The organism is Catenovulum maritimum (assembly GCF_001050375.1).
GTDB lineage: Bacteria > Pseudomonadota > Gammaproteobacteria > Enterobacterales > Alteromonadaceae > Catenovulum > Catenovulum maritimum.
Genome location: NZ_KQ130482.1, coordinates 553289 through 577415, shown reverse-complemented (window position 1 = coordinate 577415; position 24127 = coordinate 553289). Strand labels below are relative to the sequence as shown.

The window sequence follows — 24127 nt, the reverse complement described above, 5'->3', positions numbered from 1 at the left end:
GTCACTATAGTTACTAGCTAGATGTTGGCCCATATAGAGCAAGCAAAACACTAGTTACAGTTCATATTCAAACTACAATTTAACGTATATTACATTATTAGAACAAAATTAAAAGACATATTTTGACTAATTGTGAGTGTAGATGATTGATGATATTAATACCAGATATGAACTAAAAAAAACTAATTTTGTGTTAAAACAGCAACTTAATGTTTTTCATAAGAATAGAAAAGAAAATTAAAAAAGCAAAAAATCCATCAATTTAAAAGAATTTTGTCATTAATGGCAGTTATAATCAAAATTAACATGTTAACAATAATTTATAATTTGTAACTGCCTTAGAAAAATGCGAGCAAAATAACTTCAATTTAGATAACAACTTACGTCCAATAAGTTCTACACCAAAATTCAAGCTAAGTAATTGTCTAATTTAACCTTTACTCTGGATAAGAAATTAGCGGATTCAACGCAGTTGCCAAGAAAAGTGCCCTCAATAAAGCATGCTGGCACTCCGAGTTGAAGTTAATTTAAATGAAAAACTTGTTTTAGCGGTTTTGCTACAGGAGAGTTATCTTCATTAGTGTCCATTATATCAGCCATATATGCCCACCATTTTTGTACCACAGCATTTAAAGCCAATTCATCTACTTTGTCAGTCGATTCACATTTTAAAACGGCAAATAATTTACCAGTTTCACTTTCTAGGAATATTGAATAATCCTCTACCCCTGCCGCTTTAAGTACATCTACTAATTCAGGCCAAATTTCATCATGACGCTTTTCATACTCATCCGCTTTGTCTTTGTAAATTGACATAGTTAAGCCGATCTTATTCATATTCCACCTTTTGGATTTATCGATAATAAAAATGAGGTTTAAGTTCAATAAACGCCTGATTTAGACTAAAACCAAGCACCAAACATAAAAACAACAAAAAACATAACAAAGCAACAAAATTAAAATAATTGTTGCAACTTTGTAAACTCAATATATTATAACAATCAAATTCGGTCCAAACCAGAATTTTAGGATCAAAACAAATCAATATATTTCTATTGATAACCAAGCCTAGGGAAGATTTATATACATAATAATAGGTAGTAGTAATGTTTAATAAAATCCAAAAATTAATTAGTTATAGCGCAATTTGTTTAACAGCTGTGTCGACAAACTTACTCGCAGCTGACTGCAGCAGTACACCAATTAACCCAAATGGCAACGAAGATAAATTACAAAATGCCCTTCAGCAAGCAACCAATACTGGTATTCCCTTACGCTTAACCGGCACCTACTATATAAGTTCAGACACTAAGGTTTACTTAAAAAAAGATTTAATTGTTGATGCCACAGGTGCAACTTTCATCGCAACATCAAGCCTAGATGGCGACATGTTTAGTTTAGATTCTCACGACAGTCTTTCTTCTGGTTGTAACAGTTCAGGTATATTAGCCAATGTACATTGGGATGGTGGCGACTTTAATATAGCAAATGCAAAAGTTTCAACAGTTGTGCCTTATACCAGTTTAACGCCAGCTTCAAAACAAGGCACAAAAGCCACAGCAGATGCGCTTTCAATTAGAGGCGTCACAAATAATGGAGCAAGCAAGTTAAACCAGCTGACAATTGAAAATATTACGGTTACCGGTACTCACTCATCATCTGATCCTTTTTACCTTGCTGGCGGTGATAGCGGAATATTAATGACAGGCGCGCTTAAAGCGACCATTAAAAACAATTCGTTTTATGGTATCCGAGATGCCGCTATCTATGTATCAGCTGGCGGTGATAACGGTGTTTATGGCGACCACTTCACTTTATCGAACAATTATATAGAAAGAGTTTATGATGGCATTACTAGTAAGCGTGGTGCTGACAACATCAAAATGTTAAATAATCAAATCATAGATGCCGTTGTGGGCTTAAGCATTAAGCGCGTTTACTCTGGTTGGACTTCAACTAATGTAACCATCTCAGGTAACACAGTTGAATCGAGCACAAGACCAATTAGTGTAGAAAGAGCTAATAACGTAACAATAGAAAACAACGAAATAACTAACTTAGGAGATATAGTTGCTGGCGAATCAACCCCTAGAAACAAGTATGGCAAACACTATGAAGGTATTTCGCTAAACGGCGTGCAAGGTACAAATTATATTAGGGATAATACAATATTAGGGATCACTGGCAGCCGTGAAGGTTCAACCACAACTTATGGTGTCGTTACGCGAGATGAAGATGGCCGCGCAACGACAGGAGACACGATTACAAATAATACGTTTTCTAAATTAGATAAGTGGGTAATGCGCTTTTAATAACTATTAAGTTTAGCTGTATCAGGCCCTCAGCAATGAGGGCTAGAAACCCACACAGCTAAATTTCCTCAATCAAAACCTCAACAAATTTTCTGCCAAGTTAGCAATATTAAATTAACCGCAACAGTTAAAATAATTTTTTAACAATTACTAATAACAAACATATCATGTGCTACAATTGACTGGATATGACATCATTTGATTAATAGAGTTTTAATAATGAAAAATTTAATGACTAGACTTTCGCTTATTTCAGCCATCTCAATTGGTTCGTTATTAGCAGGTTGCTCAAGTACCCAACTTGATTCAAAAGTAGAGAAAGCTGATTTTTTTGCAGATAATGCCCTAGGTAATCCTTTAGCTGTAGTTCAACATCCTGCAGGCATTCACCAAGATGGTATTACTTATGTTTCTTATCAAGGGCCTTTAGAAGACCCTTATGTCGCATCTTACAACCATGAAACAAAAGAGTGGAAAGGCCCTTTCAAAGCAGGTGTCAGCGAATTAGGTAAAGATCCAACTCGCAAGAAAAAAATTGATAACCATGGTAAACCAACCATGTTGATTGATGATTTAGGCTATATCCACATATTTTTTGGTGGTCATGGTGGTGATGCAAGGCACGGAAAAAATCCATTAGGTGATGTGCATTTCGGTGGTAACAAGCATACAGTATCTAAACGCCCTGGGGATATTACTGAATGGGAAGAACTAGATTCATTGCCACCTTTTGGCACCTATAACCAAGCGATTAAAATGGATAATGGCGATATATATATTTTCTATCGTCATGGTGCGCATAGAAGTAACTGGGTTTATCATAAATCAACAGACCACGGGCGTACATTTGGCCCAGCAGTTTCTTTCTTAAAACATAAAAAACGTAAAGACATAAAAGCCAATGACAGCTGGTATGCATTTGTCAGTAAAGGCCAAGGCGATGACATTATCGTTTCATATGATTATCACATTTGCTGGAATGGTGGCGCTGGCGTGAACGGTCGAGGTCACACAACAGAACGTCATGATGCATACTATATGGTTTTCGATACCAAAAATAATACTTGGCGCAATATTCATAATGAAAAATTAAACGTGCCTGTAACACGTGAAGTTGCGGATGAAAAAACCCTAGTTGCTAGAACAGGTGGATCGGGTTACTGGACTTTTAACGGTTCAGCTCACTTAGATGAAAAAGGTTATCCTCACATAGCAACTAACATAGGTAAAGATCTGGGCAAAAAAACAGGTGGACCAAAACAAACTAGTTACTTCCGTTGGACTGGTACTGAGTGGGTTGGCGGCAAACCGGTTAATACGCAAGCGAGACTTGATAACACAGATACACGTGGTGACTTTATTATTAAATCACCAACAGAAGTTAGCTTCATCTTAGGCTACCAAGAAAATAATGAAGGCGTGATTAGTTATTTCAATAGTGTAGACGGTGGAGAAAGCTTTACTAAGGGCAAAGAATTACTCAGACGTCCAAAAGCAGGTTGGGGCTTAACTGCGCTTATTAAAGATGCACACCCAGATGCTAGAATGATAGTCGCTGAAAAACCTCGAGGTACCAACTGGCGTAAAGTTTACCTAGTCGGTGACAATGGCCCAATTCAACGAACTAAAACTGACGCTTTATTATTAAAGCCAACAGACAAAAAGCATCTGAAATAAGATAGTTAGATGTAAAATAGTCTAAAATGCAATCTAACTCTTTGATTAATAATTATAAAAAGAGTTAGATTGTCTAAATAGAACTCAACAGAGCTAGTCAATAACATCAAATACAAACTCATTTTGCTTTTGATGATTGGCTGCAATATGCTCCGAATTCATTCTATATCTAAGCAAAACTTCTTTAGTGATATCGACTAGAGTAAATGCCAAATTGAAGCCTTCCAGGTATTGTTTAAGCTTTACTTCTGCTGCTGGATGATAAACAGACAAATAACTCAGTTCTAATTCTACTGTTTTATAGTCGGCTTCGGACAGTTGAAACGCGTTAAACTGGATCACCCAAACTGCGCCAGTGTTAAGTAAAGGTTTAATCGTCTCTAAGCGGATATTTTCACTATTTAAACCACTTAACCAAGCAATAGGTTTAACACTGCCTTTATCGCAGTACAAAACCAATTCATCTTTTAAATTTGACGATACAGAATCTAACCTGCGCAAATGACTTATCAATATTTGCTCAAGCGAATTTTGGCTATGGCCTTTAAATCTTTCAATCAGGGCATTGAGTCGTGTCGGCGTCGAGGATTCAACTAATTGGCAATAAGTTTGTTTATCGTTAAAACTGACAAAGCAACATGATTGAGAGGTGGAATAAATAAATAGATTCCTAAAAGCGAGCTCTAGCCCATCAATCGCTTTTTCTAAACCTTGTTGCTCAGCATTATGCTTGCTTAAAACATTTTTAAATACTTTCACACCAAGGTTGTCGGCACCTACCGCTTTTAAACTGAGTACTTTATGCTCAGGTTTTACAATCACAGCTTGATATTTAAGTGATTTTAAACCGTAGATTTCACCATAGTTTAAGTCTGGTAAATCAAGGAGTAATACTTGCCCTTCTTGTATGTTCACTTCAGTTTTTAATTTTAACTGCAAGCCATGTACTGATATATTGACTGTAATCGCTTCGCACACTATATCGTTTACGGTTAATTTAACGTTCGTTTTAAAAGCTATTCTGACTTCCCTGCGCTTGCCTAAGGCTTCATATCGAATGATTCTAGTTTGAGTATCTTCTAATTTATCCAGTTTAAATGCGATTAACTCAGTCAATGATTTAGCATCCACTTTATGTTTTGCATAACTGTTTTTTGCAGATTCATTAGTCACGTCGATCAATAGGGCAAAATGCGAGCAAGATTCAACACAGGCTTTGATTTTATGATTAAGTGGCAAGTTTCGAGTCTTAATTTCGCTACCAGCTGAATCTGGTATAGCTACTGGACGCCAGGCACTAGAAATATCAGCTTGATGGAGCTGAATTTTAAATACCCGCCACCCTTTATTTTGTGCACCATAAGTCCAAAATTGTTCTAATAATTGCCTATCTTCGAGTTCATTTTGAGTTGCACTGAAAAAGTATTTTTTACCGTTCTGTTTAAAAGTAAAACAAAATACGTATTCATGCTTTACTGGCGTTAATTGCGTCAGCATTTCTTTTACTCGGCTAGGCTTAAATAATTGCCTAAGCTGACAGATATTATTCTCATCTTTCCAATACGAGATAGCCGTTTGATTGGCTGATTGAGATAACAAATAAGGTATATGTAAATCATCAAAACCGTCGTATTGCAAAAAGAGAGGAATAGACTCACAACCGTAAAAATATAATTGTTCAAACAATATATTTCTAACCGAATGCAATGTATTAGAAACATCTAACCTATACTTTCGTTTGTAACTACGTATATACTTTTTAATAAACTCCGTCAGTTCTGATTTACTTTCTTCAACAATCACTAAACCAAGGCTATCTCCATGTGTAGTCTGATCAAGCCAACAGACTTGATATTCAGCTATACAATCTTGTGGTCTATCAAATTTCTCCTGCCAACGCGCGAATCGCACTTTAATTTTTTGTAACTTTTGTAAATTAGATTTTCCTAGTAATTTAACTTTAATCCCTGTAATAGAAATATCGCTTGTCTTTCCAGACAAGCTGAGATTGTCCGCGAAGATTTCGACCGGTGTGACATAGTTCATCCTCTCTTCACATCGAACCACCCGCTGACCAAATTCAACATGAGAATGTAATGTTTTTTCAACTTCAGATCGCTGTGATTTAGTATCAAACTCCGCCTGTTTAGGTTTGATCTTATAACTGGCTAATAGCTGTTCGTAGACGTAAAAAGTATATTGATGATTGAAGGCAGAAGTTAATTGGGTAAATGCAGATTGTGCACTTTCCGGAAGGTAATGCTTAATACCTTCAAACTCAAACAACTCACAATCCTTTGAGTAAGATCTCAAGTCAATCGAACGACGACAAGGTTTACAGAGTCGATTAACTTCCATCTTAAGTAGAAATTTTTCAGAGTTCGACAAAGGTTGAGTTTTATCCGAAAAGATTTGATTAAAAGCAGGATCAAACCTCAACGGGGTTAAAACTTTAACTAAAGTATCTAAATTTTCTACAAAGTCCACAGTATCAGAGTCCCTATATCACTGTTTTCAGTATAGAATGCTCAGCAATAGCTTCAAGCGAAATCCCAAAAGAAATTCCACTTAATCACCCTCGAATAAACAAGTGACACAGACCCCTTTATATCCATCGTTTCGATTTTTTATTGATATATGCGCTTTATGGTATTGAGCAATTAATCTCGCTATATACAAACCTAAACCCAAATGTGGTTTTGCAGAATCAGTATGTCGAATGGAAACCATAGAATCAAACAAGTCTTCTTGCATCACTTGAGGTAACTCTGTCCCAATATTAGATACTTTTAATTCAAATTTGGTTTGTTTTTTAGCTAAGCTAACTTCTACTTTTTTAGCTTCATCGCTAAAGTCAATCGCATTCGAAAGTAGCTTTTCTAGCATTTGTACAATTAAATCTGGATTACCAAAAATTGGGTATTCAGCGGTTTCAACATGACAAACAAATTCCACCTGATTAAATGCAATGCGATGACCAGAGACGCAGCCACTGACAACTTCAGCAAGATCGAACTCTTCTTTATCATCCGTATTTACCGTTTGTTCTACGCGTGTTGCCTCAGACATAGCATTCATCATAAAATCAAGTCGATGTACACCATCCATAGCTCGGCTAAAGTAAACATTTTGCTCACCTCTATCTTGCTCATTTTTAAGGTTCTCAAGTGACGATCGAATAATAGCGACTGGGGTTTTAAACTCATGGGATATACGAGAAGACATACCTTCTAAATATCGATTATATTGACTTAGCCTGCTAATTAAGCGGTTAAAACTATGAGACAAGTCCCCTATTTCATCATTGGTTGTACTAGGTTCAACACTATTAAGTATTTTACCTTGTTCATCTACTGCTGATTCAAGTTGCTTCTTAAGTGTCGTGATACGACTAGAAATTCTGCTCGCGAACAAAGCAAATACCAAAGTGCCTATAGATAAAATTAGCAGCATTTGGTTAAACAAGCTTTCTAGTGCTTGATTTCTTAAAGTACGAATACCATTGGTCGTTTCTTCAACAATCACAGCGCCTAAGACTTCACCGTCAATAAAAATGGGATGAGATGCAGATAAAATGACTGCTTTATTGTCAGGGGTAAGTTGCCATTGAGTACCAGACTGACCTTGTAGCGCTATATCTAGTACTTTGTTTTTAATAAAAAATGAGTCTTTTAATTGATCAACAAATGCGCTTGGTGGTTTGGTTAATATCTGATAATACAAAGGCTTTAAGACCTGAGTCGTTAGCCATTTAAATGGGCTTTCAAACAGATCAATTTTTATCACTGAGTTATCCGGTATTACTGAGATAAGCTCCCCTGCTTTCGCTAGCATTCTGCCATGTTTATCAACCACCCATATTCTCGAATTTGAATAACTAAGCGCTTTAATAATGGCATCTATTTCCGGCGAAGGTACTAACACTGTACCTAAGTTATCTACTAAGCGTGTATCTGCAGTTCCAATCGCATAATCCGGCAGCGAAGCATGATGATCCGTGTCATAAATTGCAAAACCGACTTTCGCGCCTACCCACTCTATGGGTAACCTAAGTTCTAAGTTATAGCCTGTTGGGGTAACTAACCAATAACCTTGTATCCGCTTTTCCGGTGTACCGGCTCGGTTATTAGAATCGACTTCATAACCATTGACCCACCCGGTCTTAGTCGCAGCGAAGATATAGCGTTTTAATGCATCATCTTTAGTTTTAATCGCAATTTCTAAGTAATCATTTTTATCAATCGATAGGCTTTGATGATTCCTAAAAATCACTGCGTCATCTGTCACTTTAAACGACAAATATAAAAAATCTTGAAATTGATTGACGCTGTGTTCAAAACTTAAATCACTATTCGATCTAACCTCAAATTTTTCAAGTTTATAACTAGCATCATAAAATACAGCCCTTTGTTGAAAATTGAGCCAGTCCGATAATTTACCATCCAACCGTATTGGGCCATTAGCTGGATATGCGTATAAGTCTTTGCCTTGCTCTACCCTTTGTTGATAGCTTGCATGTTGATCAAACAGTAAGGGTCTTTCATGTAGAGCAGTTGCGACAGCTTTTGCCGTGCCAACTAACGTTTTCTCTTGGCCTAATCGCAAAAAGGATTCCATTTCCCAAACGTATTGGTAACCCAACCAAGGTACACTCATTAAAAATAAACTAAGTGCCAACAGTTTTAGCCGAATAGATAATCTAACCTTTGCCATTATGCTTGGGCTTTCCATCTGTAACCCATACCGTATACGGTTTCTATCTGATTAAAATTTGCGTCTATTTGCTGAAATTTTTTACGGATTCTTTTGATATGAGATGTGATAGTGGCATCATCTACCACCATATTAGAATCTTCCATTAATGCATCACGACTTTTCACATGACCAGGGTTCTGTACTAAACAATGTAACATCCAAAATTCAGTAACCGTGATTTCCACCATTTGCTGCTGCCATGTGACTAACATTCGATTCAAATCGATTTGAAGTTCATTTAAATTAATAACTTGCTGCTTATGATCTGGTTGCTGATTGGCTTCTAACCGTCTGAATAGTGCCGCAATTCGAGCTGATAAGTGAGGTAAACTAATCGTTTTACTCAAGTAATCGTCCGCGCCTAACCTTAGACCAGTCACAATATCAATATCTGAATCTCTTGCCGTTAAAAAGATAATTGCGATTTCTGGCGACAGCTGTCTTAACCATTGGCAAAGGGTTAAACCACCGTCATATTCGTCTTCTAAACCTATATCAATTATGGCGAGTTGAGGTAAATTTTTTGCTAGGCCGATCTCAGCTAGCGGACGATTAGAATAAGCATCGACACGATAACCTTGTCTTTTAAACACATCCGTATAGTTTTCACGAATGGCAACTTCATCTTCGATTATCGCAATATGTCTATTCATACATTGTTCACTTTCAAAATACATAACTTATTAACTTAACTAACAATATACCCGACAAAATTTGCCAAACAAGCTCACAAGGTAAATTGCTAGATTTCTGCCACAATTGAGTTTTGAATTGCCATTATTCAACCCGCAAATAGCCAAATTGTTTCGCTTTAATAGTTTCAACCAAACAACATTAAGGTGAATAAAATGAAAATTATTTCAAAAACAGTTTTAGCGACTTTATTAGTAACAAGTATTAACACCCAAGTAAGTGCCGAAACCAGCTTTTTAGAAAAACTGGAACAGAAATTTGAAGACCCACAAAATGTAGGCTTAGCATCGGGAGCGGGGGTTGGCGCTGTGGTAGCAGGCCCTGCCGGTGCAATTGTTGGCGCATTATTTGGTGGCTTAATTGGCACCAGTGAGCGCAATCAAGACACTATAGAATTGCTAACGAATAATAACAAATACCAGTCAAACCAAATTTTAAGTTTACAGCTGGATAATAAAAATTTAAGTGATTCATTAAACAAGCAGCAAAGACAACAACAAATTGAATTAAGACAAGTCTCACAACAAATCGACTTGCTCGAAGCACCGTTTTCAAATGGTAAAAGTCTCGACTTTCAAATTCAATTTAAAACAGGCTCAAAAGACATAAATACTGAATATCGCCAGCAACTCGTCGGTATCAGTAGGCTTTTGCATGCGATACCCGACTTGAAAGTAGATTTAGCTGGCTATTCAGATCAAAGAGGTGGTGCTAAATACAACCAACAATTATCGCATGAGAGAACTCTAGCGGTAGGCAAATTGCTGACCGATTTAGGTATAGCTGAAAAACGGATTAAAATACAATCTTATGGTGAAATGTCACAAGTGAGCGATGATTTGGAAAGCAATTTTTTTCAACGTCGGGTCACAGTTTCTCTTTCTAAACATCATCAACAGTTAGTTAAAAATTAGAAGCTAGTGCCCGAGATACAAAGGATGCATTCAAGGTACCTAGCAGATTAGGTACCTTGATTAACTGCACCGCATATTAGGCTTGGTTCCAAATTAGGTTTTAGTCGAGTCCGATAACTTGATACAATGATTTTAACCTGCTCATTAAGCCTATATATTTGTGAAAAAATTTAACTACCACCCGCCTCTCAGCCCAATTCAGATACTCCATCAAGATGACGATATCATCGTCATCAATAAACCTTCTGGATTACTGTCGAACCCTGGTATAGCGCCAGAAACCAAAGACTGCGCAGTAAGTCGATTACAACAGGAATTTGGCCAAGCAATATTAGTTCATAGATTAGATTGTGAAACGTCTGGGGTGATGGTTTTTGCAAAAAATAAGCAAGCAGAGAGTCACTTAAAAAAACAATTTGAAGCAAGGCAAACCCGTAAAGTTTACCTAGCCGAAGTAGATGGTACACCTAAACAATTAGAAGGCAGTATAAAGTTAGCTTTAATAGCAGATAAACAGAATGTTCCCTTACAAAAGGTAGATCAAGAGTTTGGTAAAGAAGCAGTAACGCATTATAGAGTGCTGCAAACCTCATCTACATCTTCACTGATAGAGTTAAAACCGGTAACAGGACGAACACATCAACTCAGAGTTCATCTATTATCTATCGGTCACACTATCTTAGGCGATAATTTTTATGCCAATGACAGAGTATTAAATATGCGAAGTCGACTTTGCTTACATGCAATGTCGCTAAGTTTTACTCACCCAACTACCAATAAGCAGGTGAGTTACTATTGCCCTGCCAATTTTGAATAAGAATTAGCTAATTTCTTACCTTGGGTTAATGTTAACCTAGCTTTAATTCTATCTTTTCCATTAATGAAGTTGCTAAATTATTATCGTAATAAGCCGCTTCATTCACAAATGCAGTGTAAACTGTTTTATCACCTTGATAATTAATCACTTCACCGTCAAAAGTCATAAATAATGGGTCACCTGGGTTTAGTGCTGTAAAATCAGAATCTTGTACATTTTTATGTAACATTCCGATTCTCTCCCCTGCTTCGTTCACAGGTAAAGTTAAGCTTTTTAGAAAACGAAATGCTTCAATAGTTTTCGGTAATTCAGGTAAGGCATCGCGATTGTATAAATCAGCAAAATCTAAAATTGTTTGAGTTAGTTGCTCACTCTGCTCAAACACATCATGCCTTAATACTGACTGTGGCACAGGCCCAACCTCAACAATCACACCATATTTACCAACCGTACAAACCAAATGATGATCGTTTCTGTCTTTATGATCTTCATCACAAAAGATGGTCACTTCTGGCATTTTAGTTTTAACGTAAGCCGCTAGCGAATTATAGAAGTCTCCACGCTGCGGCATTAACATGGTGGGCCCCATGTTACTGGTAGTCGTGTGTAAATCGATAACGAGGTCGGTTTTCGGATTTTCTTTTGGCCCTAAAAGTTGATTAATAACTTTAGCTCGATTCTCTTCATAACTTGCTAATTTGGGGTTGTTTAAATCAGCCGTTTTAAATCTTCGGTTTAAATCGTTATCCACATATCGTCGATTAAGCTCATAAGCGCTTGGGTTACCATGCAAAGTTTTAACATTAAAGCTATCACGCTCAATAATTGAACTGTCTTGATGCCACTTTTGCATTAAATAATAACCCGTTATTTCATTACCATGCGTACCACAAACAATTGCAACTTCATTAATCGACATACAAACTGACCTTTTTTATTTTGTACCCCTAATGTAGCAGAATAAACAGAAAGTTTTTAATTACGTTTAGATATATATCATCTCAAATTGTCACTTGGCTCACTATTTGCAACCCGCTACTTGTACTCATAAATATTAAACATAGCGTCAAAAAATTGTGGAGCTAAACATGCAAATTAATAATAACTCAATCAACCCTAGTTTTTATCAGAACGAAAATACTCAAGTAAATACTAACCCTAGCGCTACAAATTCAAACAGTACACCGAGCATTTCAGCCGACCAAGCCAAAGCTATCGCCATGTCTTTTAGTCAAATGAATCCAGCAGAGCTAGCTGGTCAAGTATCTTCAAACGGCTTAACGCTTTCAAAAACGCTTAGTTTAATTAGCTAGAGACAAAAAGCGCTAATAAACCTGAATTCTGGATAATAAATTTGGCACTATGTCTAGGGTGTGTTGATGTTTTGAGTACAATTTTGCAGCAGTTTGTTTGAGATTTAGACAAAGCATAGCGATTGAAATGTAGTGAGCTACTTGAATGAGCTATAATGCAGTATAAATTTCAAACAAAATCTGTCCTTCGGATTCGTCTTAAACACTTTTTGCGCTTTATTACTCCATATTTATATAGAATAACTATGCTGTATACCTCGCGCCGCGATCAAAAAGTGTTTAATTAGAACAAAATGTGTACAGCAAACGTCAACAGACCCTAGCAGCTTGCACTATAATTGAAAGTGTGCAAAGTTAGACATATGTTAATTTGACAGGGGAGTCTAAAAACAAGAGCTAAAAATGCCAAATAAGCCAACCAAATTAGATATTAAAATTCAGCAAGTAGTTGAAAACTTAATTAGTTTTTATACTAAGGATACTTTTAAATCTGAATTTGATTTACTGACTGTCAATTTACCTACCCAAACTAAATTTGCGATTAAGCAAGAACTTGCAAGACTATTTAAACCCTTTGATCGCACCATAGACGTTTCCAGAAACTCTAACTATGAAGTGTTTGAATTTAGTTGGAATGGCAAAAGGTTCTTTTTTGACGACATATCCAAAAGAATTTTTTTAATTGAAATAGAAAGGTTCAATAATCAATACACGGCAGGTGTATTTGAAGCGGTTAATAACAGCGACACATACCAAAGATACGAAAAACAATATCAGTACGAGCAAAAAATAAAAAGCTTTGAAGTCCCCATTACAGAGCTGGGTCGAACAACTCGACGATTAGAAGAAAGACTCTACTGTGCAAAACCAGTCCAAATAACTTTAAATAATGGCAAAGTCATTGAAGCAGTCACGTCAAATATATCCCGCAGCGGATGTTTGCTAAGAGTAAAACCTTATGCGGCTATTGCCCATTCCGAGATAATTTCAATCGATTTTTCAGCGTTAACTGAGCAATATGCGTTTACAGACAAGCCAATTTGCCATTATAAAGTCGTTTTCTTAGCAAAAACACCTGATAGAGATGGTAGCCAAAAAGTCGGTGTACAACTTACGGATATTAACCATGAATGGATGATGTTTTTAGATAAATATGTCCTCAGCAACCGCTCTAATTACAAAGTCGATATAACTAATGCTAGTGACTTAGCTGAATCAAGGTTATTAGAAGATAAATTAATTAATACTAGTTTGTGGCTACCTATTTTTGCCAGCCAAAAAGCAAATAAGTTACATAGAATTAGTCACCTGTTAACCAACAATGCGACACATGAATATTTTGATTTTTTTCAGGATGAAAAAAATGTGAGTCGATTGAATAGCGTTATTCATAAGATATGGCCAGATATTTCACCTGAGACAAATACAGCTTTCGTCGTTGGCAGAATAGAAAAGCAAGGTAAATTCCATTTTATTGCTGCGACAATAGAAACGCTCATTAAGCAAAAATTATTAGCGGCATTTATCCACTTTGTGCAAAAAAATGGCGTATTACAAACTTTCCAAATAAGACTAAAAAGCTTTTCCACTGAGCAAATTAAGCAAATAAAGTTAAATTGGTTTAAAGAAGCTAAATCAGCTGATGAAGCTATGTCACCCTTACTCAATTTAAACTTATTAATTAGTCTATATCCGCTTGAGCAACAAGAAATAGGGCTAACGCTTAACGAAAATCTGACAATTGAAAAGACAAAGCTGACAAAATTGAACGATTACTTATGCTTAAAAATAAATAATCACAGTATTAATCAGTTTGGTATCCAACCTAAATGTGACAGAAAAGAACAAAGATTTTTTTATCAAACCGATATCATGTTAACAGCAGCTAATAATTCAGTTATCAACACTCAATTACTTGACCTATCAGTTAATGGTTTATGTATTAAATTAGATCAAATTTATTCATCACTCGCGGTTGGCGATACGGTTAAGGTAACAGCGCCAAAATTCAGTCAATTTGGCGACCGAAACGCACTGCAAAATGCGCTTTATAAAATTGTAGGAATAAATCCTAATGCTTTAACCTTACATCTAGAGTTAGCAGTTACAGAGCAATTAACCTCAGTTAAACAATTCATGCTGAGTTTAATCAAAAATAACCGGGCAAAACTGTCTATCAATGATCAGTATGATAAATTTTTAATTTTACAAAAAGCACTATGTATTGCTTATGTCACTTTGTATCCCGGATGTGCTTTAGGTATGCTTAAAGATAGAAAGCATCAATTTAAGTTTTGTCGGTTACTGGTTTCGGATACCAAGGCGCCAGAGATAGAACTTTTAAAAAATCTACAAAGCCCAATTATTCGGAATAAAATTTCCATTTTTCAGTTAATCCATGATGAAAAAAGAACTCCGGCTTATCTGCGTTCTATTCAGAAATTTTTGACTTCAAAACAGGTAACCTTTGATGAACTTGCTTTTCATTTATTGCCTAATAGAGTCGATATGCCCAAACAAGCTAGAGCAGGCACAAATGAAAGAATGCAGCTTCAATTTATGAGAAAAGCGCTTAGCACAAATAGTTTGAGTGTATTAAACATGGCTATGATGCCAGTAAAAAATAATGGCACAGAGGCAATTGAAGAAGAGCTAAAATACATAGCTAGATACAATAAACACCAAGCAGACAAAATTGCTATGTTTGCCAACAACATAATTGCTATGGTTGAAATCATAGATACCGAGCCGTTTTGGCAATTAATTGGAAAAATAGATATTAATAAATACTAAGCTTGCCAATTAATTCTCCTTGGTACATTAGGTCTTAACTTTTATTAGCTCAAACTTGAGCTTTAAAGATCAATTGAAAAGGTTCAACTAAATCTAGCTGTTCCCGGGGGTTAAAGCTAAAAATGGAATACTTCAATATCATCTTTTAGGTCAGAGCCATTTTTAAGTAAGATTTGAGTAGAAGAAAGTGTTTCCCTACCCTGATCTGACATCTGATCCGACTCATCTTTTATGTTATGGATACGCTCATTAATTTCGTCTGCAACATTCGTTTGCTCGTCTGCCGCAACCGCTATTTGGTTTGCCATATCTAAGATTTTATCTAATTCACTATTAATTGTAATAAAAGCATCTGTACTGCTTTTAACTTTTTCAGAAGCAGCTAGCCCTTTATTTTGAAGTTTCTGCATTTTTTCCGATGCCTCGGCTGCACCCGATATTAAGTTTTCAATTTGTGATTGAATCTGGTCTGTTGAGTCATGCGTCCGTTTAGATAGCTCTCTCACCTCGTCGGCTACTACAGCGAAACCTCGTCCCATTTCTCCCGCTCTAGCGGCTTCAATAGCAGCATTAAGTGCAAGTAAATTAGTTTGCTCCGAAATCCCTTTGATGACTTGGACAATGTTGCTAATACGGCTAGCTTCTTCGTTTAAATTTGAGACCAAAGTACCAGTATCTCCTAGCTCTTGAAATAATTCATCCATGCTTAACTTGCTCGCTTTAGCATCTATTTCACTGTTTTTAGAAAGGTCATGGGCTAATCTGACTGTTTCAGACGTAGAAGACGACATTTTTGAAACTTCATAAATAGTGGCTGTCATTTCATTTATGCCAACCGAAATATTATCCGTGGCACTTTTTTGGTTCTCGATCAAACTCATAGATTTATTCATAGAATCGGCAACACTATTCGTTGTATTGTCCATAGATAGAATTTGCTGCCGAACTTTAGACAAAGTTTGTTCAAAGTCTTCAATCAATGTATTAAATGCATCACCTACTAAACTCAGTTCATTCTTTCCTTTGATTTGATTCCTTATAGTCATGTCTTTTGTCGAGGCTAATTTAGTCAAGTCATCGATTAACTGTTTTAACGGCATATTGATACTAAGAATAATTTTGGAAGAGACTAAAACAAGTATCACCAGCAATACCACCAAAGAAATAATTGTATTGTTCACAGCTGTTTGAGCATCTTCCATCAACTTATCTTTAGTATGACTCAAATTATCTAGCACATGAGTAATGACCTTGGTATAGCCTTCACTCATGTCTTTTCCTTTCTTTAACCAATCTATTCGATCAAGCGGGTAAAGCTTATCCATTCTTTTATTGATATGTTTTCGAATGGCCGCATATTCTTCTTGTGCGAATTTGTAAGACTCTATGGTTAGTAAGTTATCTTTGATGAAACCTTTAGATTCAGGTGAAGAAAAATTATTTAAATTGGCAATAAAAGCTTGTTCCATTGTGCGATACTGCATTATATCGCCAAAAGTGTTATTCACCATACCTCGAGTTATCGCAGCATAAATCGCTAATATCTGTTTCATAACAACATCTTGAGCAAAAATTGCATTTTGATATGAGTTAGCTAATAAAGATAACTCTTTATTACTGCTCGCCAAAAGCACGACTTGATTAGTGCTGTTATTTAACCTTGCAATTAAATTATTAAGATAGGCGTAAGTCCAAAATTTACTCCCATTATCGCTTTCAGGATCAAGGGCATTCTTTAGTCTTTGGTCAACTAGCGAACGACATAATTCCAATCTATCTATCACATTTGTCACAAGCTCAATGTCTTTAGAAAGAGTTGGAAATCGTTCTATTTTTTCTTTATCTGCAATAAAATTTTTATAACTCACTAAAGCTTTATCGACAGGGCCTCGGCTATTCAAGACCTGCGGCTTATATTCCATGCCAATGGGATCATCTGGTTTTCCGGGCCCCATATATAACTTCGAATATAACCTTTCTTGCTGCAACGCAGTTATCAGTGGCGAAACATGACTAATATATTGTTGTAATATTTCTAGTTCTTGTATGTTTTTGACTTCATCACTGGCGTTGTTATAGCGCTCGTAGGCAAGGACTAGGGTGACAACTAACGGAATTAACACAAGAATAATAATTCTAGTTTTGATACTTATTTGGTTTATAAAATTCATAATCCAACCATAAAATTAATTTTTATATTATTTGCTGGCAATTAAGCAAAATGTATTGAGTTTGTTTTTATAAAATAAAGATAGTCATATTTTGATCTTTAAGAACAAAATATCTAAAGCGCACAGAGCCTTAATTTAAAGTCAATCCGCTATCAGCAAAGCTGGATCAAAGTTATATGTTTTTAACTCTGAGTTATAAAATCTTGAGTACTGCTTAATATTAGCTGTGTACCAAAATTCTTTTGCCATCAAGGGTTTTATTTTTTCTAGATTAGCTTTGTTAACCAGTAAGTATGGCAGACTAAATTTATTATTTCGATGTGGAGCTGGAATCTGAATCCCTTGTGACATATCTTTGATTAATATCAGCGCCCAAACAGGGTTTAGATTATTACCTATTAAGCTAAAAGCAATTTTACCTTCTTCAATTGCTTTGGCGGATTCATCTGCCCAACCCACATTACCGACAAAAGGGCGTTCCTTATCGCTAAAATTCATAGTGTCCAAATGATCATTTACACCTAAAGCGATCAATGGGCTAGCGGACCAGAAAGCGTCAATCCTTGGATAACGTTTGTATAATTTTTCAGTTAATCGATTAGCAGTATTTCTATTCCAAGTTGCAAACACAATTTGTAATAATCGCTCTTTTCGTATCACTTGAAACTCTGAAGTTAAACCATTAACAGTTTTCACTGCCGCATCAGTAGTACGTGTACCAGCTATTGCCGCGAGTTTTACATCTTGAATTGAGCGCTCTGATTTAACTAACTTCATCAATTCCACAGCCACCCGCTTACCACCATCAAATTCATCCGTTAAAACTTGAGCTTTCCAATGCTTGTAGCGTTGCTGCGGATGTCCGACTTCATTAAGTTGAAAGTCTTTAAAACCAGATGTCACATCAATAGAATTAATCTTATGCTTTTCTAAAGTGTCTAAAATTAATGTAGGTTTAATCCGACGTTGAGTCCAGATTATCCAATCAGGTTTCTCATACTTAGTCAGCAGAGTTTCTAGGTTTCTATGATAGTCCTGTTGGTATTCATTATTGGTAAATATAGATAAATTTATATCTAGCTGTTTAGCGACACCTGGCATAGGAATTAATGTTTTACCCCAATACCCTGTACTACCGGCAGACAAATACCAAACATTTAGCGGTTTAGCTAAAACATAAATAGGGGTTATAAATAATAAAATGAGAAAATATTTCATATTTAACTTAATTTAATTCAACTTAAAAGGTGAGTTTAGCCAGCCTGTTGTTAACTCTATACTTAAGATTAGTAGCGAATACGAAAAGCCCCAAGGTTTGAGGCTATTTTTCATAAAACTAGGGCGTGTTGACGCTTCTGGCCATCGTTTTTAGTCGCGACAAAGCTCATAAAATTGAGATTTTAGCGCTAAACTTTAAATCTTGGTTTATTGGTAACTCATTTCAATTTTATGTTGGCCCGCGCCAATTGAAGTTATCACAAGCGAATGATTAACTTGCTTAACGCTCACAACTTCACCATTTAATTTAACGTAGCTCAGTTGTTTTTTTGTCGCTACAGGTAGCCTTACCTCTGCAGTCGTATTGCCAGGAATATTAAACTCCAGTGTTAAAGACTGCCCGACTTCTTGAGTTAACTCAACGGCAATAGGTCCTCTGATTGTTGGCACTTTACCCGACACATAAGTTAAATTAGCAGGCTGAGGCGCAATAAGTACAGATTCAAACCCTGCTGTTATTGGCTGAACGCCTAAAATGTATCGTCCAACAATATTGCCCGGAACAGCGCCCCAAGCGTGATTCCAATCTTGATTCGGTTTAAATTTGTCATCCCAAGCTTCCATTGTGATAGTCGATCCTGCCCGGATCATATTGTACCAACTGCGCTCAGCTTTTGAGGTAATTAAAGATAGCGCATACTCATCTTCTCCATGCATATAAAGCGCTTCCATTAAATACTGTGCAAAATAAACACTCACAGCCATACCTTTTTGCTTAATAAAAGAGATGACATTACTGCGCCTATTTTCTGGTACTAAACCAACAGCCAGCGGCAGTATGTTGGCATGAACAGCACTATGAGTTGCACCTAATCCGTCTAAATATAAACCGCTAGCAGGATCAAATAACTTTTGATTAAAAATATGGTAGAGGTTTTCAGCCTTCGCTTGATAAAAATTAGAGTCCTGCGTTTTACCCAGCACTTTCGCAATTTGAGCCATTTGCTTTAAGTTTAAATAATAGAACGCATTAACCACAGTATTGACCGGCAACATTTGATAGTTATCTCGCTCTTTAGGTGGCCAATCAACAATATCCCCCATTTGCTTAGCTTTGTTTCTTTTCGGAAAAGTCTCTAACAAACCATGCTGTGCTTCATAAATTTCTAATGTTTTTTCAGTTTTGAGTTGTTGATAAAAAACCGCTAATGACTCGGTATCGCCAGTATGCATCCAGTCGGCCCAAGCCATCATAATAGAATGCTGTTTCCACTCAGTTGGCCAAGTTGGATTTTGCATTAAGTACTCATGAGAATGCCTAGCTAAACTGAACTCATCATCAACATAATAATGTGATAGTTGATTGATATATGCATCGGCTTCGTATGGGATCCTTTCTCTATCGCCATCTACATAAACACCAGCAAAGCTAGTCGCTTTCATACTGTATTTACATAACTGCCAAATGGCATCTAACGTTTTATCAGAAGAGCTAAAGTTAGATTGAAGCTCATCAAATGGATAATGAAGCATTATCATGGAAGCATTAATTTCTGATAAATCTAGGTCTTGGGCGTCTATCTCAATAAATCTAAATGGGGCAATGCGACCAAATTGACCAGGAATAGCAATTGCTTTATCGGCTAAAGTATTTCTTGTATCTCGGGGTGGGTGGACAGAATAAGTATCGAGGTTAGCATTTATCTGCAGCGGCACTTGATAATAACGAACGCTCGATCTTTTGTTTAAATTAGAAATAATGCCGGCTTCAGCCCCTGTTGAGTTCCCTCTTTCGCCAAAATGGACCATTATCTCCCCTGCTTTGTCACTTTTTAACCCTAGTTGTAAGTAACCAAAGCCAACCTTACCAAAGTCTATTAAATATCGGCCAGATGGCAATTTAGTTATCTGCTTGGATTCAATTTCAGATGTCACTAATTTATATCGGCTTGCTAGCTCAGTTAACTTGTTAGCTAGAGTAAATCTTTGTGGTACAGACCAAGCACTTACAAAGCTTTTTACGTCGCCGGCTGTCGCTCTAGACCAAGTTCGCACGCGCCATAAATAACTGCTAGCTGGCATTAAATCCAAGTTATCTAGGCTAACTGCGATTGATTTAGAGCCTAATACCTTACCCGTATTTAGCACATAATCTTCAGCATTAAGTGGCAACTCAAATGATTGCTTTGAATTTATAATTTCAATTTGATAAGCAAGTTGCTCAGAAAAATTAGCATTACTTGGTAATTGCCACGAAAACTCGGGATTAGAATCTTGGATATGATTAACCTTATCACCTTTAAGTAACTCCACTCGCAAGTTTAAAGGGGCTAAATCAAGTTGAATAGAGTTCGCCGCTAAATTAACTTGGTTCTGACTTGTGCTAACGCAAGCGGATAAAGCTGTAAAACAAATAATAAAAATTAGGTACCTAAACATAATATCGCCTTATGTTATTAATAAAAAAACCTTTGAATCAAAATCCAAAGGTTTTATAAGAAGTGACAATTTTCGCTTAATTCACCATTTTTCGTTGTTTTAGCGGATACCAGTCAACAAGTTCTTGCTTTAGCTTTTCAACCATTTCTGGATATTGCTTTGCTAGATTCACTTTTTCATATTCATCATTCGCCAAATTAAACAACCTTGGACCTTGAGTCAGTGCATCATGGTATTTCTGGTAGCTGACATTTTTCCCATCATAACTAACAATTAATTTCCAATTATCTTTAATCACCCAGCGATACAACAAGCTGGATTCAGGGTTATTTATATCATCCATATCATGTGCAAAACCTTCACCAAATATAGTGTCGCGTTCAATAGGCGTTTGCTGTGTTAATTCTGGAAATAAGTTTTTACCCGGTAAGTGTGCTGGCACATCAATACCTGCAGCGCCTAATACAGTAGGTACAATATCAATGCTCGAGGTTAACTCTGGACGCATCTGAGCAGGGATTTTACTCGGTAAAGAATACATAATTGGCGTTCTTACACCGCTTTCATTAGGGCTCTGTTTAGACTTAGGTAAAAAACGATCGGTTTGTTTAGGATTCGTCACCCAACCATTATCTGATACATAAACAATTAATGTATTATCTTTTAAACCCGTTTTTTCTAGATGATCAAGCAATTGGCCATTGGTTTCATCAAACCACTCAATCATAGCGTAATATTTAGCGATTGAAGGTGCTAAGCCTTTATCACTATACTTTTCAAGAATTCGACTTGGCGGCGTATGCGGTGTGTGCGGCATAAATGGAGCATACCAAACGAAAAAAGGTTTACCTTGCTGAGCTGTTTTGTCCATAAAATTAGTGATTATTGATACGCCTTGTCTACCAATTTTTAGGCCATCATCGCCATGACGGCCACCTTTATCAGGAAATCCTCTTGTCATACCTTGATCAAAGCCACCTCGACTAAAGCTACCTTCCCACCATTTACCTGTTTGCAAAGAAACATAACCTTTAGGCTTAAGCAGATTCGCAATCGTTTCAACCTTGTCTATTTTGGCAATAATCTCCGCTCTTTGCTGCGCATAGAGCTCACCCTTTTTCCCACCCGGTAAAGTCCGAGCAGGATCATTACCCGTGATACCGTGTTGATAAGCATACAAACCCGTCGCAACCGTTGCCAATGACGGGCGACATAACGAAGTCGGCACATAACCTCGTTTAAAAGTAGCCCCTTGGCTGGCTAACTTATCGAGTGAAGGCGTTTTAACAATTTCATGCCCCATAAAGCTATAATCATTCCACGCGTGGTCATCTGACAAAATCATCAGTATGTTAGGCGGGTTGTTCGCTGATGAAGTATTCGCTGATGAATTTTCAGTTTCAGGTTCAGCTAGCATTGAAGTGTTGCTACACGCAGACACAGTAATTGCAGCTAATATCACTGTCGCTTTTTTTATAAAAGAATGAAGCATTTAACCTTCCTACTCTAAGTATGTAAGTATTTTAAAAATAATTTAAAGCCATATCTGAGATGCTATTAGCTCAATTTCTGACGACTGTAAATTAACAAATTACCCCATTATATTTCACAAACACGCCATGTAAATCATTTTTGTTAATTATTTTGATTGTAAATGACAAAATATGACTTATTATATTTTAAATTTCATTAGCAAATGTATTAACAATTTAAATTGTTTACTTATATGGTGGACTTATGTTTTTAGCTAACAAACGCTTATCTTTACTTGCCTTAATTTGTTCATCGCTCGTCTTGACGGCTTGCTCTTCGACAAACAACACAAGCTCTAACAAAACGACAAATCCAAAAGAAAAAGCCAAGACAACTTTAGCAAAAGGTTGCGAAGCGCTACCTTTTGATCCCAAAGGCGACGCCAGTAAATTGCAAAAAGCATTACAAAATGCAACTAACACAGGTAAGCAGGTGCAAATTTCTGGTACCTATTACATAGATAAAGAAATTAAAGTCACACTAAGAAATCATCTATTAGTCGATGCAAGAGCAGCTACTTTTATTGCAACTGAAGCGCTGGATGGCGACTTATTCGGCTTAGATGCACATAACAAAAACTCTAAAAAATGTGGCCATGAAAATGAGATAGAAATACATTGGCATGGTGGTCTAATGGATATGGCTGACGCCAAGGTGTCGCAAGTAGTACCTATTGTAAAAATGACACCCGAGGGCAGAACTGGTACGAAAAAGACGGCCGATGCATTATCCATTAGAGGTAATCATAACGGCTACCAAAAATTAAGACATGTCCATATTGAAGGCATAAGCGTCACAGGCACTAAAAATGATACTGACCCGTTTTTTCTTGCTGGCGGAGATAGCGGGATTTTAATGGCAGGAACCAGAAGTGCCAAAATCACAAAAAATAAATTCTATGGTATTAGAGACGCCGCTATTTATGTTACTGCGGCTGGTAAAGAAGGCGAAATAGGTGACAATTTTGTCATGACGCACAATATTATAGAAAGAGCGTACGATGGGATTACCAGTAAACGTGGTGCGGATAAAATCACCATGCAGCATAATACAATTAAGGATGTCGCTGTGGGTTTGAGTATCAAACATTTGTTTTCTGGCCGAACTTCACATGATGCCGTTATTAGCCACAATACAATAAAAAATGCGGTGCGTGCCATTTCTATTGAACGTGTAACTAATGCCAGCATTACAGACAACATAATTACAGATTTAGGGGCCATCTTTGCAAATAGCACAAACCCAATCAATGCCAGAGGTAAACATTATGAGGCGATTGGTTTAGATGGCACCCAAGGGAAAATTAAAATTACGAACAATCAAATTTCTACAGCTGACCGTTCGGGTACAAAAACATACGGTATTGTTTCACGCGCTTACGATGGCCGCAAAACAACAGAGTATAATGCCAGCAATAACCAGTTCATAGGTCTAACCGAAGACCAATTATATTTGGACTAATATGAAGGGGTAGATCGCCCCTACTATTTCG

At 36.6% G+C, this 24127-nt stretch carries 16 protein-coding genes; 7 read left to right on the top strand and 9 right to left on the bottom strand.

Annotation, left to right across the window (positions count from 1 at the left end):
* Nucleotides 1-522: 522 nt before the first annotated feature.
* Nucleotides 523-837 carry an L-rhamnose mutarotase gene (rhaM, locus tag XM47_RS01965; protein WP_048688803.1) on the bottom strand — a complete coding sequence of 105 codons (315 nt, stop codon included), beginning with the start codon at nt 835-837 and terminating at the stop codon, nt 523-525.
* A gap of 269 nt (nt 838-1106) precedes the next feature.
* On the opposite strand from rhaM, the gene XM47_RS01960 reads away from it, so the two are divergent.
* Entirely contained in the window at nt 1107-2312 is a 1206-nt protein-coding gene (locus tag XM47_RS01960; protein ID WP_048688801.1) for a right-handed parallel beta-helix repeat-containing protein, read from the top strand.
* Nucleotides 2313-2543: 231 nt separating this feature from the next.
* Entirely contained in the window at nt 2544-3989 is a 1446-nt protein-coding gene (locus XM47_RS01955) for a BNR-4 repeat-containing protein (protein ID WP_048689217.1), read from the top strand.
* A 93-nt stretch (nt 3990-4082) separates the two neighbouring features.
* On the opposite strand, the gene XM47_RS01950 is transcribed toward XM47_RS01955, so the two are convergent.
* From XM47_RS01950 to pdsR, 3 genes are all read right to left on the bottom strand, one after another.
* Nucleotides 4083-6476, bottom strand: coding sequence for a PilZ domain-containing protein (locus tag XM47_RS01950; protein ID WP_048688798.1), 2394 nt, complete (start codon nt 6474-6476; stop codon nt 4083-4085).
* Nucleotides 6477-6557: 81 nt separating this feature from the next.
* Complete coding sequence (pdsS, locus tag XM47_RS01945) at nt 6558-8720, bottom strand: proteobacterial dedicated sortase system histidine kinase (protein ID WP_048688792.1); 2163 nt, start codon at nt 8718-8720, stop codon at nt 6558-6560.
* The gene (pdsR, locus tag XM47_RS01940) at nt 8702-9397 is read right to left on the bottom strand and encodes a proteobacterial dedicated sortase system response regulator (RefSeq protein WP_048688790.1); all 696 of its coding nucleotides are present in this window, start codon (nt 9395-9397) and stop codon (nt 8702-8704) included. Before pdsR ends, pdsS begins: the two co-directional genes overlap by 19 nt.
* 195 nt (nt 9398-9592) lie before the next feature.
* On the opposite strand from pdsR, the gene pdsO reads away from it, so the two are divergent.
* Both pdsO and XM47_RS01930 read left to right on the top strand, forming a co-directional pair.
* Nucleotides 9593-10351 carry a sortase-associated OmpA-like protein PdsO gene (gene pdsO, locus XM47_RS01935; protein WP_048688787.1) on the top strand — a complete coding sequence of 253 codons (759 nt, stop codon included), beginning with the start codon at nt 9593-9595 and terminating at the stop codon, nt 10349-10351.
* Between the two features lie 160 nt (nt 10352-10511).
* The gene (locus XM47_RS01930; RefSeq protein ID WP_048688784.1) at nt 10512-11168 is read left to right on the top strand and encodes an RluA family pseudouridine synthase; all 657 of its coding nucleotides are present in this window, start codon (nt 10512-10514) and stop codon (nt 11166-11168) included.
* A gap of 31 nt (nt 11169-11199) precedes the next feature.
* On the opposite strand, the gene XM47_RS01925 is transcribed toward XM47_RS01930, so the two are convergent.
* Entirely contained in the window at nt 11200-12087 is an 888-nt protein-coding gene (locus tag XM47_RS01925) for an aspartoacylase (protein WP_048688783.1), read from the bottom strand.
* 169 nt (nt 12088-12256) lie between these two features.
* Here XM47_RS01925 and XM47_RS01920 point away from each other — a divergent pair, with 169 nt between their 5' ends.
* Entirely contained in the window at nt 12257-12481 is a 225-nt protein-coding gene (locus tag XM47_RS01920) for a hypothetical protein (protein ID WP_048688780.1), read from the top strand.
* A 402-nt stretch (nt 12482-12883) separates the two neighbouring features.
* On the top strand, nt 12884-15274 hold the full coding sequence (locus XM47_RS01915) for a PilZ domain-containing protein (protein WP_048688777.1): 2391 nt from the start codon (nt 12884-12886) through the stop codon (nt 15272-15274).
* 116 nt (nt 15275-15390) lie between these two features.
* On the opposite strand, the gene XM47_RS01910 is transcribed toward XM47_RS01915, so the two are convergent.
* The 4 genes from XM47_RS01910 to XM47_RS01895 form a co-directional block, all read right to left on the bottom strand.
* On the bottom strand, nt 15391-17445 hold the full coding sequence (locus XM47_RS01910; protein ID WP_048688774.1) for a methyl-accepting chemotaxis protein: 2055 nt from the start codon (nt 17443-17445) through the stop codon (nt 15391-15393).
* A gap of 141 nt (nt 17446-17586) precedes the next feature.
* Nucleotides 17587-18663 (bottom strand): type 1 periplasmic-binding domain-containing protein, encoded by a 1077-nt coding sequence (locus XM47_RS01905; RefSeq protein ID WP_048688772.1) that lies wholly within the window; start codon nt 18661-18663, stop codon nt 17587-17589.
* 207 nt (nt 18664-18870) lie between these two features.
* Nucleotides 18871-21102, bottom strand: a complete 2232-nt coding sequence (locus tag XM47_RS01900) for an alpha-L-rhamnosidase-related protein (protein ID WP_048688769.1) — start codon at nt 21100-21102, stop codon at nt 18871-18873.
* A 76-nt stretch (nt 21103-21178) separates the two neighbouring features.
* Nucleotides 21179-22594: a sulfatase family protein gene (locus XM47_RS01895; protein ID WP_078061805.1), complete on the bottom strand. Its 1416-nt coding sequence runs from the start codon at nt 22592-22594 to the stop codon at nt 21179-21181.
* 245 nt (nt 22595-22839) lie between these two features.
* Between XM47_RS01895 and XM47_RS01890 the strand changes: the two genes are divergently transcribed.
* Entirely contained in the window at nt 22840-24096 is a 1257-nt protein-coding gene (locus XM47_RS01890; RefSeq protein ID WP_048688766.1) for a right-handed parallel beta-helix repeat-containing protein, read from the top strand.
* Nucleotides 24097-24127 lie beyond the last annotated feature (31 nt).